Source organism: Geobacillus sp. BMUD (assembly GCF_013096845.1).
Taxonomy (GTDB): Bacteria; Bacillota; Bacilli; order Bacillales; family Anoxybacillaceae; genus Geobacillus; species Geobacillus vulcani.
This window is the reverse complement of the sequence record NZ_SDLA01000064.1, coordinates 1-453: the sequence shown is the minus strand read 5'-3', so window position 1 is coordinate 453 and position 453 is coordinate 1. Positions and strand designations below refer to the sequence as shown.

General features: G+C 35.3%; 1 protein-coding gene. It reads left to right on the top strand.

Annotation, left to right across the window (positions count from 1 at the left end; genetic code table 11):
- Positions 1-221, top strand: a 221-nt coding sequence (locus ETC05_RS17415) for a hypothetical protein (RefSeq protein ID WP_368668052.1), incomplete at its 5' end; no start/stop codon positions are given.
- Positions 222-453 lie beyond the last annotated feature (232 nt).

Below are 453 nucleotides of genomic sequence, written 5' to 3'. Positions count from 1 at the left end.
GAACAATGGCAGTTTATTCGTTTAGAACAAGCGCATACGCAAGAGATATTTATCTTTACGGAAATCGACGTATTTCGGATATTCCTACTGAATATCATGAACCTGTCAAACAATACGCGGCGCAAAACTTTACACAAGAGCAAATTGACAATGCGTTAGCGCAAGGGTGGATTACGCAACAAGAATATGATGAAACGCTGGCATATAAAACAGCGCAGTAGGACGATAATGTGTAATTAGCACTTGTCTCATAATGCGACATAAACACCACTGAAAAGTAGGTGTATTTTTATCCAAATTCTCCATATTCCACCCCTATGTTATATTTTGTAAAGGATGATTGGAATGAAAAAAGGATTTAAGTTATTGTGTGTTGAATGTAATGAAGCGGTAGTATTTGACAAAGATTTTGTAAAAGATGATATATCAAAAATTAACTGCTCAGTATTAGGT